The organism is Streptomyces sp. NPDC000134 (assembly GCF_042899225.1).
Lineage (GTDB): Bacteria > Actinomycetota > Actinomycetes > Streptomycetales > Streptomycetaceae > Streptomyces.
Genome location: NZ_JBIAZN010000012.1, coordinates 142690 through 155531 on the forward strand (window position 1 = coordinate 142690; position 12842 = coordinate 155531).

At 72.3% G+C, this 12842-nt stretch carries 10 protein-coding genes; 4 read left to right on the forward strand and 6 right to left on the reverse strand.

Features of this window, described 5'->3' with window-relative positions:
- Positions 1 to 65: 65 nt before the first annotated feature.
- Positions 66 to 1382, reverse strand: a complete 1317-nt coding sequence (locus tag ACFY32_RS19760; protein WP_359190225.1) for an MFS transporter — start codon at positions 1380 to 1382, stop codon at positions 66 to 68.
- Positions 1379 to 2029, reverse strand: coding sequence for a GntR family transcriptional regulator (locus tag ACFY32_RS19765; protein ID WP_390674846.1), 651 nt, complete (start codon positions 2027 to 2029; stop codon positions 1379 to 1381). Before ACFY32_RS19765 ends, ACFY32_RS19760 begins: the two co-directional genes overlap by 4 nt.
- A 239-nt stretch (positions 2030 to 2268) precedes the next feature.
- Here ACFY32_RS19765 and ACFY32_RS19770 point away from each other — a divergent pair, with 239 nt between their 5' ends.
- The gene (locus ACFY32_RS19770) at positions 2269 to 3117 is read left to right on the forward strand and encodes a D-alanyl-D-alanine carboxypeptidase family protein (protein WP_390674899.1); all 849 of its coding nucleotides are present in this window, start codon (positions 2269 to 2271) and stop codon (positions 3115 to 3117) included.
- 70 nt (positions 3118 to 3187) lie between these two features.
- Here the strand turns inward: ACFY32_RS19770 and ACFY32_RS19775 are convergent, their stop codons facing one another.
- The 3 genes from ACFY32_RS19775 to pdhA are packed head-to-tail and all read right to left on the reverse strand — an operon-like array spanning position 3188 to position 6861.
- A complete protein-coding gene (locus ACFY32_RS19775; protein ID WP_390674847.1) occupies positions 3188 to 4630 on the reverse strand; it encodes a dihydrolipoamide acetyltransferase family protein in 1443 nt (480 codons plus the stop codon).
- Positions 4631 to 4640: 10 nt separating this feature from the next.
- Positions 4641 to 5618 carry an alpha-ketoacid dehydrogenase subunit beta gene (locus ACFY32_RS19780; protein WP_390674848.1) on the reverse strand — a complete coding sequence of 326 codons (978 nt, stop codon included), beginning with the start codon at positions 5616 to 5618 and terminating at the stop codon, positions 4641 to 4643.
- A gap of 1 nt (position 5619) precedes the next feature.
- Positions 5620 to 6861, reverse strand: a complete 1242-nt coding sequence (gene pdhA, locus ACFY32_RS19785; protein WP_390674849.1) for a pyruvate dehydrogenase (acetyl-transferring) E1 component subunit alpha — start codon at positions 6859 to 6861, stop codon at positions 5620 to 5622.
- 324 nt (positions 6862 to 7185) lie between these two features.
- Here pdhA and ACFY32_RS19790 point away from each other — a divergent pair, with 324 nt between their 5' ends.
- Both ACFY32_RS19790 and ACFY32_RS19795 read left to right on the forward strand, forming a co-directional pair.
- Positions 7186 to 7848: a response regulator transcription factor gene (locus ACFY32_RS19790; RefSeq protein WP_359190243.1), complete on the forward strand. Its 663-nt coding sequence runs from the start codon at positions 7186 to 7188 to the stop codon at positions 7846 to 7848.
- A gap of 200 nt (positions 7849 to 8048) precedes the next feature.
- Positions 8049 to 9107, forward strand: coding sequence for a phosphotransferase (locus tag ACFY32_RS19795; RefSeq protein WP_390674850.1), 1059 nt, complete (start codon positions 8049 to 8051; stop codon positions 9105 to 9107).
- A gap of 67 nt (positions 9108 to 9174) precedes the next feature.
- Here the strand turns inward: ACFY32_RS19795 and ACFY32_RS19800 are convergent, their stop codons facing one another.
- Entirely contained in the window at positions 9175 to 10797 is a 1623-nt protein-coding gene (locus tag ACFY32_RS19800; protein ID WP_359190246.1) for a protein kinase, read from the reverse strand.
- A 361-nt stretch (positions 10798 to 11158) separates the two neighbouring features.
- Here ACFY32_RS19800 and ACFY32_RS19805 point away from each other — a divergent pair, with 361 nt between their 5' ends.
- Positions 11159 to 12790 carry a protein kinase gene (locus tag ACFY32_RS19805; RefSeq protein WP_390674851.1) on the forward strand — a complete coding sequence of 544 codons (1632 nt, stop codon included), beginning with the start codon at positions 11159 to 11161 and terminating at the stop codon, positions 12788 to 12790.
- Positions 12791 to 12842: the final 52 nt, after the last annotated feature.

Here is a 12842-nt window from a genome sequence, read left to right on the forward strand (position 1 = left end):
CCGGAGCGGCCCGGGGCGCCCGCGCCCACCCACGCCCCGGGGCGGGCGGGTCCGGGCCGGTCCGCCTACACCGGCACGTGCACCGTCTCCACCCGGCTGGCCACCAGCCGCTCGCGCTCCCGCCGGGCCGCCCGCCGCCGCAGCCGCAGTATCTGACCGACCCCCACGGCCTGGAGCACGAACACCGAGGAGAAAGCGGTGACGTAGTCGTCCCCGGTCGCGTCCAGCAGCACCCCGATCGCCAGCAGCGTCGTCATGGACGCCACGAAGCCGCCCATGTTGGTGATGCCGGACGCCGTCCCCTGCCGCTCCGGCGGATTGGCCGGCCGGGAGAAGTCGAACCCGATCATCGACGCCGGGCCGCACGCCCCCAGCACCGCGCAGAGCACGATCAGCAGCCACATCGGCGCGTGCTCGCCCGGATACGCCAGCGTCGCCGCCCACAGCAGCGCCGACGCCGCCACCGTGCCGAGCGCCAGCGGCAGCCGCGCCCCCTGGTGCCGGGCGACGACCTGGCCGTACACCAGGCCGACGAACATGTTGGAGAGCACCACCAGGGTGAGCAGGCCACCGGCGGTGGCCCGGGACAGGCCCTGCGCCTCGACCAGGAACGGCATGCCCCACAGCAGCAGGAACACCATCGCCGGGAACTGGGTGGTGAAGTGCACCCACATCCCGAGCCGCGTCCCCGGCTCCCGCCAGGACTCCGCGATCTGCCGCCGCACGTACGCCGCGCCCTGGTGCCGCGACGCCGGCGGCGCCTGGCCCTCGGGGTGGTCCTTCAGGAAGAGGAGCAGCAGCACCAGGACGACGACCCCGGCGAGCGCGCTGCCCGCGAACGCCGCCGTCCAGCCGATGCCGTGCAGCAGCCTGGCGATGACCAGGGTCGAGACGAGGTTGCCCGCCATGCCCACCAGCCCGGCCAACTGCGCGACCATCGGCCCGCGCCGGGCCGGGAACCAGCGGCTGCCCAGCCGCAGCACGCTGATGAAGGTCATCGCGTCACCGCAGCCCAGCAGCGCCCGGGAGAGCAGCGCCGTGCCGTACGACGGGGAGAACGCGAAGCCGAGCTGGCCGAGGGTGAACAGGACCACGCCGATGCCCAGCACCTTCTTGGTGCCGAGCCGGTCGACGAGCAGGCCGACGGGTATCTGCATCCCCGCGTAGACCAGCAACTGGAGGATGGAGAAGGTCGACAGCGCGGAGGCGCCCACGTGGAAGCGGTCGGCGGCGTCGAGTCCGGCGACCCCGAGGGACGTACGGAAGATGACGGCGACGAAGTAGACGGCGACGCCGACGCCCCAGACGGCGACGGCGCGCCGCCCGCCCGGAGGCGCCCCCTGCGGGAGCGGGTCGCCGGGGAGGCCGGCGGCGGTGCTCATCGGACCTCCCCCCGGGCCAGGTGCGAGAACCAGCCGACGTGCCGCCGCACCACGGCGACGGCGGCCTCCGCGTCCCCGGCGCGCAGCGCGTCGAGGATCTCCCCGTGCTCGGCGAGGGTCTTGGCGATCCGGTCGGGATGGGAGTGCATGACGGCGACGCCCATACGCAACTGCCGGTCGCGGAGCTGGTCGTAGAGACGGGAGAGGATCTCGTTGCCGCCGCTGCGCACGATCTCGGCGTGGAAGCAGCGGTCGGTGACGGCGGCGGCCGCGAAGTCGCCGGCGGCGGCCTGCTCGCGCTGCCGGGCCAGCAGCCCCGCCAGCCGTTCGATCAGTCCGGGCGGGGCGGGTACGGCCTTGCGGGCCGCGTGCTCCTCGACGAGCAGCCGGGTCTCCACCACGTCCGCGATCTCCTGGGCGGAGACCGGCAGCACCAGGGCGCCCTTCTTCGGGTAGAGCCGGATCAGGCCCTCGACCTCCAGCCTCAGCAGCGCCTCGCGCACCGGGGTGCGGGAGACGCCCACGGCCTCGGCGAGTTCGCCCTCCGTGAGCAGGGTGCCGCCTTCGTAGCGGCGCTCCAGGACGCCCTGTTTGACATGGGTGTAGACGCGGTCGGCGGCGGGTGGCTGCTTCACGAACAAGGTCATGCCCACAGGATAGATACAACAGAGACGCATGATGTCCCCCGTCCGCGATGCGGACCGCCCCGTGAAACTTCTTCCGCATCAGTACAACCATCCACCCCCTTGACGAGTCGAACACACGCGGCCCCATGCTGTCTTGAGCTCAACCAGGCCGCGCCGCAGGGGCATTCGACATAATCGGGGTATTCAACTTGAACATCGCCATTCACGGCATTCGGGTCCGCAGGGCCGCCGCCGTCGCCATGACCACCGGGGCCGTGCTCGCCACCGGCGCCCTCTCGACGGCGCCCGCGCAGGCCGCCACCGCGCCCAGCATCGTGGCCAAGGGCGGCTACGTGATGAACAACGCGAACGGCAAGTCGCTCTACACCAAGGCCGCGGACACCCGGCGCTCCACCGGTTCCACCACCAAGATCATGACGGCGAAGGTCGTGCTCGCGCAGTCGAACCTGAACCTCAGCAGCAAGGTCACGATCCAGAAGGCGTACAGCGACTACATCGTGTCGAAGAACGCCTCGTCCGCCCGGCTGATCGTGGGCGACAAGGTCACCGTCAAGCAGTTGCTGTACGGGCTGATGCTGCCCTCCGGCTGCGACGCCGCGTACGCGCTCGCCGACAAGTTCGGCAAGGGCTCGACGCGTTCGGCGCGGGTGAAGTCGTTCATCGGCAAGATGAACGCCGCCGCGAAGAGCCTGGGTCTGAAGAACACCCACTTCGACTCGTTCGACGGCATCGGCAACGGCAGCAACTACTCCACGCCGCGCGACCTGACGAAGATCGCCAGCAGCGCGATGAAGAGCCCGACCTTCCGCTCGATCGTCAAGACCACGAAGTACACGGCCAAGACGGTCACCAAGAGCGGCGGCACCCGCACCATGGCGCCCTGGACCAACACCAACACGCTGCTCGGCAGCTACAGCGGCACCATCGGCGTGAAGACGGGCTCCGGCCCGGAGGCCAAGTACTGCCTGGTCTTCGCCGCCACCCGGAACGGCAAGACGGTCATCGGCACCGTGCTCGCCTCCTCGTCGTCCACCCAGCGCACCACGGACGCGAAGAAGCTGATGAACTACGGCTTCGGCAAGATCTGACGCGGAGTCCGACGACCCGCGCCGAACGGCGGAGGCGGTCCACCCGAACCGGGTGGACCGCCTCCCCCGTTCACGCCCAGGTGATGAGCCGCTTGGGCTGCTCCAGGACGGCCGCGACATCGGCGAGCACCTTCGAGCCCAGCTCCCCGTCGACCAGCCGGTGGTCGAAGCTCAGCGCCAGCGTGGTGACCTGACGGGGCTTCACCTTGCCCTTGTGCACCCACGGCTGGGGCTTGATCGCGCCGACCGCGAGGATCGCCGACTCGCCGGGGTTGAGGATCGGCGTGCCGGTGTCGACGCCGAAGACGCCCACGTTGGTGATGGTCACCGTGCCGCCCTGCATCGCCGCCGGGGAGGTCCTGCCCTCCCGCGCGGTCGACACCAGCTCACCGAGCGCCTCGGCCAGCTCGGGCAGCGTCTTGGCGTGCGCGTCCTTGATGTTGGGCACCAGCAGGCCCCGGGGGGTGGCCGCGGCGATGCCCAGGTTGACGTAGTGCTTGACCACGATCTCCTGGGCGGCCTCGTCCCAGGAGGCGTTGATCTCCGGGTGCCGCCGGATCGCCACCAGCAGGGCCTTGGCGATCAGCAGCAGCGGGTTCACCCGCAGGCCCGCGAACTCCTTGTCCTGCCGCAGCTCCTCGACCAGCTTCATGGTGCGGGTCACGTCGACCGTCACGAACTCCGTGACGTGCGGCGCGGTGAACGCCGAGGAGACCATCGCCGCCGCCGTCGCCTTGCGGACGCCCTTGACCGGGACACGGGTCTCCCGGGCGGGGTCGTACGACACCGGCGCGGACGCGGACGCGGGCGCCGGGCTCGCCGGGGCCCCGGACTCCGGCCCGGTCACCGGCTCCGCGGCCGGCCGGGGAGCGGCGGCCGCGTGCACGTCCTCGCGGGTGACGATCCCGTCCGGGCCGGTCGGGGTGACCGTGGCCAGGTCGACGCCCAGGTCCTTGGCGAGCTTGCGTACGGGGGGCTTGGCCAGGGGGCGTTCCCGCGGGGCCTGGGCGGGCCCGTGGCCGTTCAGCTCGGAGTGGACCGCGGCGGCGGCCTCCGGGGCGGGGGCGGGCTCCGCGGTCCGGCGGGGGCGGCGGCGGGTGGAGGAGGTCGCCACCCCGTAGCCGACCAGCACCGGCTGGCGGCCCGCGGGCTTCGCCTCCTCGCCGGACCCGGCCTCGGACCCGGCCCCGGACCCGGCCCCGGCGGCCTGCTCCGGTACGGCGGAGGCGGCGGGGGCCGCCGGGGCGGCGCCGCCTCCCACGTCCACCGTGATGATGGGCGTGCCCACGTCGACCGTGGTGCCCTCGGCGAAGCGCAGCTCGCGGACCACGCCGTCGTAGGGGATGGGCAGCTCGACGGCGGCCTTCGCCGTCTCGACCTCGCACACCACCTGGCCGTCGGTGACCCGGTCACCGACCTGGACGTACCACTTGAGGATCTCCGCCTCGGTGAGTCCCTCGCCCACGTCGGGCATCTTGAACTCGCGTACGGACCCTTCCGTCATCGTCGTCACGGCCCTCTCCTCAGTACGCCAGCGAGCGGTCGACGGCATCCAGCACCCGGTCCAGGTCGGGCAGGTACTCCTCCTCCAGACGCGCCGGCGGGTACGGGGCGTGATAGCCGCCGACCCTGAGCACCGGGGCCTCCAGGTGGTAGAAGCTGCGCTCGGTGATCCGCGCGGCGATCTCCCCGCCCGAGCCGAAGAACACCGGTGCCTCGTGCACCACGACCAGGCGGCGGGTCTTCTCCACCGACGCCTGGAGGGTGTCGAAGTCGACCGGCGAGATCGACCGCAGGTCCACGATCTCCAGGGACCGGCCCTCCTCGGCCGCGGCGTCCGCGACCTCCCGGCAGAGCTTGACCATCGGGCCGTACGCGGCCAGCGTGAGGTCGGTGCCCTCGCGCACCACCCGCGCGGCGTGCAGCGGGCCGGGGATCGCCTCGGGGTCGACCTCGCCCTTGTCCCAGTAGCGCCGCTTGGGCTCGAAGAAGATCACCGGGTCGTCGCTCTGGATGGCCTGCTGCATCATCCAGTACGCGTCGGAGGCGTCCGAGGGGCTGACCACCTTCAGGCCCGCCACGTGCGCGAACAGCGCCTCGGGGGACTCGGAGTGGTGCTCCACCGCGCCGATGCCGCCGCCGTAGGGGATGCGCACGACGACGGGCATCTTGACCTTGCCGAGCGCGCGGGCGTGCATCTTCGCCAACTGCGTGACGATCTGGTCGTACGCCGGGAAGACGAAGCCGTCGAACTGGATCTCCACCACCGGCCGGTAGCCGCGCAGGGCGAGGCCGATCGCCGTGCCGACGATGCCGGACTCGGCGAGCGGGGTGTCGATGACGCGGTTCTCCCCGAAGTCCTTCTGGAGACCGTCGGTGACGCGGAAGACGCCGCCGAGCTTGCCGACGTCCTCGCCCATGACCAGGACCTTGGGGTCGGTCTCCAGGGCGTGCCGCAGCGACTCGGTGATCGCCTTGGCCAGAGCCATCTTCTCCGCCATCTCACTGACCCCCTTCTGCGTCCGCGAACGACGCCTGGTAGGCGGCGAACTGGGCCCGCTCCTCGTCGACGAGCGCGTGCCCGTCCGCGTACGCGTGCTCGAAGAGAGCGAACCGGTCCGGGTCCGGCATGGCCCGGACCACTTCGCGCACTCGCTTGCCCAACGCCTCGCTCTCCGCCTCCAGTTCCCCGAAGAACCCCTCGTCCGCGTGGTTCGCGGCTTCCAGGTGGCGGCGCAGCCGCAGGATCGGGTCCTTCGCCTCCCAGGCGATCCGCTCGTCGTCGTGGCGGTAGCGGGAGGGGTCGTCGGAGGTGGTGTGGGCGCCCATGCGGTAGGTGAACGCCTCGATCAGCGCGGGTCCCTCGCCGCGGCGGGCCCGCTCCAGGGCCCAGCGGGTGACGGCGAGGCAGGCCAGCACGTCGTTGCCGTCGACCCGGACGCCGGGGAAGCCGAAGCCCTGGGCGCGCTGGTAGAGCGGCACGCGGGTCTGCTTCTCGTTGGACTCCGAGATCGCCCACTGGTTGTTCTGGCAGAAGAACACCACGGGCGCGTTGTAGACCGCCGCGAAGTTGAACGCCTCGTTGACGTCGCCCTGGCTGGAGGCCCCGTCGCCGAAGTAGGCGATCACGGCCGAGTCGGCGCCGTCCATGGTGATGCCCATGGCGTAGCCGGTGGCGTGCAGGGCCTGCGAGCCGATGACGATCGTGTAGAGGTGGAAGTTGTTGCTGTTCGGGTCCCAGCCGCCGTTGTTGACGCCGCGGAACATGCCGAGCAGGTTGGTCGGGTCGACCCCGCGGCACCAGGCGACGCCGTGCTCGCGGTAGGTCGGGAAGACGTAGTCGTCCCCGCGGGTGGCCCGCCCGGAACCGATCTGGGCGGCCTCCTGGCCGAGCAGCGAGGCCCACAGGCCCAGCTCGCCCTGGCGCTGGAGCGCGGTGGCCTCGGCGTCGAAGCGCCGGGTGAGCACCATGTCCCGGTACAGGCCGCGCAGGTCCTCGGGGGTGATGCCGTCGACGTACGGGGCGTACTCGGGGTCCTCGACGCGCTCGCCCTCGGGCGTCAGCAACTGGACGAGCTGCGGGTCGGCGCTCGTCCTGGCGGTGCGGGTGGTGCTGGTGGTGCGAGTGGTGCTGCGGGTGGTGCCTTTGGTGCCGGTGGTGCCGGTCGCCTTCGTACCGGTGCCCCCGGTTTTGCCTCCGGCGCTGCGTCGCGGTTTGTGCGCGGCAGTGCTCTCCACGGTCACGTGTGCTCCTCCGTCGGTCCAGCCCCCGGGTTCGCCGGGAGCCAGTGCGGCTCACCTGTCGTCCGCCGGGGCACACGGGGTGGGTGCGTCCCGACCGGGAGACAGGCGTGACAGGCGCCCCGGCGAGCGTCCTGCAAAAAGCACGTTACCCAGTGCTCCACATTTCTGTGAAACCCCTCCTGACCTGCGTTTTTACTTGGGTTTCCAAGTAAATCGCGAAAGTCGGGAACAGTTACTGGTCACAGCCTCGCAGGGGGCCGGAACAACGGCACGTTATCCCGGGCGGGCCGGGCGCGGGAAGAGTTCGTGTGGGAGACTGACTCCGTGCACGATGACGGAAATATCAGGGTTTTCCTTCTCGATGACCATGAGGTCGTCCGTCGGGGCGTGCACGAATTGCTGGCCGGCGAGGACGGCATCGAGGTGGTCGGCGAGGCCGGTACGGCGGCCGACGCGCTGGCCCGGGTCCCGGCCGCCCGCCCGGACGTGGCGGTGCTGGACGTGCGGCTGCCGGACGGCAGCGGGGTCGAGGTCTGCCGGGAGATCCGCGCCCGGGACGAGTCGGTGCGCTGTCTGATGCTGACCTCCTTCGCCGACGACGAGGCCCTCTTCGACGCGATCATGGCCGGTGCCTCGGGGTACGTCCTGAAGGACATCCGGGGCGGCGAGCTGCTGGCCGCCGTGCGGGACGTCGCCGCGGGCAGGTCGCTGCTGGACCCGGTGGCCACCGCGCGGGTGCTCCAGAGGCTGCGCGACGGCGCCGCCGGCCCCGGTCCGGACGAGCGGCTCGCCCGCCTCACCGAGCAGGAGCGCCGCATCCTGGACCTGATCGGCGAGGGGCTGACCAACCGCGCGATCGGCGAGCGGCTCCATCTCGCCGAAAAGACGATCAAGAATTACGTGTCGAGCCTGCTGTCCAAACTCGGCATGCAGCGCCGTTCCCAGGCGGCCGCGTACGTGGCACGGATGCAGGCCGAGAAGCGCTGACCTCCGCGCCTTCGCCGGGCCGGCGGCCCTCGCGGCTCCCGGCGACTTCCGGCGGCCCTCAGCGACGTCCGGCTGCTCCCGGCGACTGCCGACGGCTCCCGACGGCTCTCGGCGACTGCTGGTGACCGGAAGCGACCGTGGGCGACTGTCTGTGACAACGCCCAGCTCACGGCCGCTTCCCGTGCCCTACCATCTGCGGCGTGCCGCCCTTACGTGTACCACCCCCCGTGCCCCGCACGCCCCCGCTGCGCGTCCTGCTGAGCCAGTACCGCGCCGGTTCCGCGCTCTCCTGCGAGCCCGTCGACCAGGGGCTGCTCAACCGGGGCTACCGCCTGCGCACCACACGCGGCCGCTACTTCCTCAAGCACCACTTCGACCCCGAGACCGCCGCCCCGGCCGCCATCGCCCGCCAGCACCGGGCCACCCGGCGCCTGGCCCGCCTCGGCGTCCCCGTCGCCCCGCCGCTGCCGGACCGGGACGGGCGCACCGTCGTGGTGATCGGCGGCCACAGCTACGCGCTGCACCCCTGGATCGACGGCCGGCACCGCCACGGCGGCCAGCTCACCGTGCGCCAGTGCGCACGCCTGGGCGCACTGCTGGGGCTCGTGCACGCCGGGCTGGAGCGGGTGATGCCGGCCCACTCACGGACCGGCGCCGCACGCGCGGCGGACGCCCCGGACGCCGACCCGGCCGGCAGCGCCGACCCCGCCGCCACCTTCACCCTCATCGACGACCTGCTCGCCCGCGTCCGCCGGCACCGGCCCGCCGACTCCTTCGACGCGCTCGCCCGCCACCGCCTCCTGGAGCGGCGCGCGCTGCTGGAACGCCACGCCGGCCGGCGTCCCCCGCGCGGCGGCGCGGTGGGCTGGGTGCACGGGGACTTCCACCCGTACAACCTGCTCTACAAGGGCGATGCCCCGGCCGCCATCGTGGACTGGGACAAGCTGGGCGTGCGTCCGCGCGCCGAGGAGGCGGTACGCGCCGCCGCGATCTTCTTCGTCCGGCCCGACGGCGCCCTGGACCTGCCGAGGGTGCGCGCCTACGCACGCGCGTACCGGCGTACCGCCGGGGCGACGGTCGCGCAGCTCGCGGCGGCCGTGCACCGGGTGTGGTGGGAGCGGCTCAACGACTTCTGGATGCTGCGCTGGCACTACGAGCGCGGCGACCGGCGCGCGGACCCGCAGTTCCCGGCGGCGTCCGCGCTTGCCGTGTGGTGGACCCGGGAGTACGAGGCGGTGTGCGGGACGTTCGTGGAGTGAGACGCCCGCCCCCCCCCGGCCCGTGCGCGTGGACCGGACGCCGCCGGACGCCCGACGTGCGCCTCGCTCAGCCCCCGGCGCCGCCGTTGTCGGCGCCGACGGCGGTGCCGCCGTCGTCCTCCTCGCCGCCGCCACCGCCGTTGCCGTTGTCGCCGCCGGTCGCCGGGGGCGTGGACTGGCCGCCGCCGGAGGTCTCCTCGCCGGTCGGCTCGTCGGACGGCGGGTCCACCGGCGTCTCCTCGCCGGTCGGGTCCGGGGACGCCTCCTGCGTGGTCTCCTGGGTCTGCCGGTACGACGGCGTGTACTCCGGCGTCCAGTCGCCGCCGGTGCCGCCGCCGCTGCCCTGCTCGGTCTCCGGGTCGGTGGCCTCGTCCGTCTTCTCGTCGGACGGCGAGGAACTCGGCTCGTCGTCCTTGGTGCTGTGCGTCACGGACGGCGACTTGGTGGTCTCGGGGTCGGCCCCGCCGCCGCTCTCGCCGTTGTTCAGCGCCAGCGCGACGCCCGCCGCGATGGCGATCACCGCGAGCACCGCGAGAATCCACAGCTTGCCCCGGCCGCTGCCCCGGTTGCCGTGGCCCTCGAAGCCGCCGTCGTCACCGCCGCCGTACCCGGTGGGCAGCACCTGCTGCGGGATCTGCGTGGTGCCCGCGCCCTGGTCGGAGTGGGGCAGCACGGTGGTGCCCGCCAGCCCGGCCGCCGGGGTGTGCCGGCCGTCGGGCGTGCCGACCGGGCCGGTGTTCCAGGTGCCGGTGTGGCCGCCCTGCTCGTACAGCATCTGCAGGCCGTACTGGACCAGGCCGCGCATCTCCTCGGCGGTCTGGAAGCGGTCGTCGGGCTCCTTGGCCAGCGAGCGCATGACGAGGCCGTCCAGCTCCGGCGGGACGGCGTCGGAGACCTCGGACGGGGGCGTGGGGATGTCCTGGACGTGCTGGTAGACCACCGACAGCGGGGTCTCGCCGGTGAACGGCGGCCGCAGCGCGAGGAGTTCGTAGAGCAGGCAGCCGGTGGCGTACAGGTCGGAGCGGTGGTCGACGGCCTTGCCGAGGGCCTGCTCCGGGGAGAGGTACTGCGGGGTGCCCATGACCATGCCGGTCTGCGTCATCGTGGTGGACGCGCCGTGCAGGGCGCGGGCGATGCCGAAGTCCATCACCTTCACCGCGCCGCTGTTGGTGATGATGACGTTGGCCGGCTTGATGTCGCGGTGCACGATGCCGTGCTGGTGGGAGTAGGCCAGCGCCTCCAGGACCCCGGAGACGATGATCAGCGCCTGCTCGGGGCCGGGCGCCTCGGCGTTCAGCAGGAGGTCGCGGATGGTGCGTCCCTCGACGATCTCCATCACGATGTACGGCACGGACTGGCCGCCGACGACGTCCTCGCCGGAGTCGTACACGGCGACGATCGCGTGGTGGTTCAGGCCCGCCACGGACTGGGCCTCGCGGGTGAAGCGCGCCTTGGAGACCGGGTCCTCGGCGAGGTCCGCGCGCAGCAGTTTGACCGCCACGGTGCGCCCGAGGCGGACGTCCTCGGCGGCGAACACCTCGGCCATGCCGCCCCGCCCGAGTCTGCGGGTCAGCCGGTACCGGCCGTCGCCGACCAGCCCACCGTTCCCCCAGGTGTCCGGCGCGTCCGACATACCGCCGCCAGTCGCCTCGGGGTCGGACGGGCCCTGAGCGCGCTGCTGCTGTGCCATCAGTCCTCGCCGTCGTTTCTGCCCGCGGTGCGCGCGGTGTTGTTACGGTCTCCGTCGGCCACGCTACAGCCTCCGCGCAAGCCTCCGGTCCGAGATGGGCGCCGGGACCGGCACGAGACGGACCGGTCATGAAACCCTGGTTCCGTACTGTCGTGCAAATTCTGTGCACCGGCCGTACGCCCGCTGTAACGCTTCCGCGACGCTTCTTTCGCGTACGGTCACGGAACGGGCACCGCGCTTGACGTGTCAGTGCCCTCGGGCAGACTTGGCCGGGAATAGCAGGTTGGATCAAGACATTCGACCGGCGCCCGGCCAGGTACGGGTGCCGGCTCCGGTGAAGCCGGGCGGGGGAGCGGACATCATGAGCCAGGACGGCGCGCGGAACCGGTACGCGGGACGAGCGCTGGCCGGTGGCCGCTACCGGCTGCGCGACCTGCTCGGCGAGGGCGGCATGGCCTCGGTGCACCTCGCCCACGACTCCGTGCTCGACCGCCAGGTCGCCATCAAGACCCTGCACACCGAGCTGGGCCGCGAGCAGGCGTTCCGCGAGCGGTTCCGCCGCGAGGCACAGGCCGTCGCGCGGCTGACGCACACCAACATCGTCTCGGTCTTCGACACCGGCGAGGACGAGGTCGACGGCATGACGACGCCGTACATCGTCATGGAGTACATCGACGGCCGCCCGCTCGGCTCGGTCCTCGACGAGGACGTGCGGCAGTACGGCGCGATGCCCGCCGACAAGGCCCTGAAGATCACCGTGGATGTGCTCGCCGCGCTGGAGATCAGCCATGAGATGGGGCTGGTCCACCGGGACATCAAGCCGGGCAACGTGATGATGACCAAGCGCGGTGTGATCAAGGTCATGGACTTCGGCATCGCGCGGGCCATGCAGTCCGGGGTCACCTCGATGACGCAGACCGGCATGGTCGTCGGCACCCCCCAGTACCTCTCGCCCGAGCAGGCGCTGGGCCGGGGCGTGGACGCCCGCTCCGACCTGTACTCGGTCGGGATCATGCTCTTCCAGTTGGTCACCGGGCGGCTGCCCTTCGACGCCGACTCGCCGCTGGCCATCGCGTACGCGCACGTCCAGGAGGAGCCGCCGGCGCCCTCCTCGATCAACCGGTCGCTGCCGCCGGCCGTGGACGCGCTGCTGGCCCGCGCCCTGAAGAAGAACCCGAACGAGCGTTTCCCGAGCGCGGTCGCCATGCGCGACGAGTGCCTGCGCGTCGCCCAGTCGCTCCGGCCCGCCGCGCCGAACATCGTGCCGGACGCGCCCACGCCCAGCGGCGCGGGCGTCGGCTCCGCGGTCTTCCCGCCCGTCGACCGGTCCGGCCCGGCCCCCCAGGGCGGTATACAGACGCCCTACACCCCGAACCCTTACGGCACCCCGCCGCCGGCCACGCCCGCCCCGGCGTACGGCTATCCGCAGCAGGGCGGCTACCCGGCGCCGAGCCCGGCCCCGGGGTACGCGGCGCATCAAACGCCGCCGCCCTACGACCTCACTCCGTCCGCCCCGGCGGCGGGCCCCTCGGGCGCCGGGAAGAGCAACCGGCCCGTCGTGATCGGCTCCGTCCTGGTCGCCCTGCTGGCCGTGGGCGGTCTGGTCGCGGCGCTGATGATGAACGGCGGCGACAAGGACCCGGAGGGCGGCGGCGGCAGCGGCACGGCCGGCGCCTCGGCCTCGCCCTCCCAGGTCGCGGGCTACCGCGGCCCGGACACCAGCAAGAAGATCGACAAAGAGGAGTGCACGGAGCCGGACGAGTCGTACAACGACCCCGACAAGATCCGGGTCCCGGACTTCGGCTTCAAGTACATCGGCTCGGTGAAGGAGTGCTTCCAGGCCGCCGGGTGGACGATGGAGATCGTCGACGTCGACGAGAACACGTACGGCGAGGGCTCGGTCATGGACCAGTTCCCGGCCGCCGGCACCGATGTCGACCCCAAGGACATGCCGCAGATCCAGCTCAAGGTCTCGACCGGCAACCCCGCCTGACCGCCCGCGGAAGACATCGGGGCCCGGCAGCCTGAGCTGCCGGGCCCTCCGG

What these genes read in the sequence shown, in the direction of transcription:
- ACFY32_RS19780 (WP_390674848.1), bottom strand. Translation starts at nt 5,618, where the DNA reads ATGGCGGAGAAGATGGCTCTGGCCAAGGCGATCACCGAGTCGCTGCGG.
- ACFY32_RS19805 (WP_390674851.1), top strand. Translation starts at nt 11,159, where the DNA reads ATGAGCCAGGACGGCGCGCGGAACCGGTACGCGGGACGAGCGCTGGCC.
- ACFY32_RS19760 (WP_359190225.1), bottom strand. Translation starts at nt 1,382, where the DNA reads ATGAGCACCGCCGCCGGCCTCCCCGGCGACCCGCTCCCGCAGGGGGCG.
- ACFY32_RS19800 (WP_359190246.1), bottom strand. Translation starts at nt 10,797, where the DNA reads ATGGCACAGCAGCAGCGCGCTCAGGGCCCGTCCGACCCCGAGGCGACT.
- ACFY32_RS19765 (WP_390674846.1), bottom strand. Translation starts at nt 2,029, where the DNA reads ATGACCTTGTTCGTGAAGCAGCCACCCGCCGCCGACCGCGTCTACACC.
- ACFY32_RS19770 (WP_390674899.1), top strand. Translation starts at nt 2,269, where the DNA reads ATGACCACCGGGGCCGTGCTCGCCACCGGCGCCCTCTCGACGGCGCCC.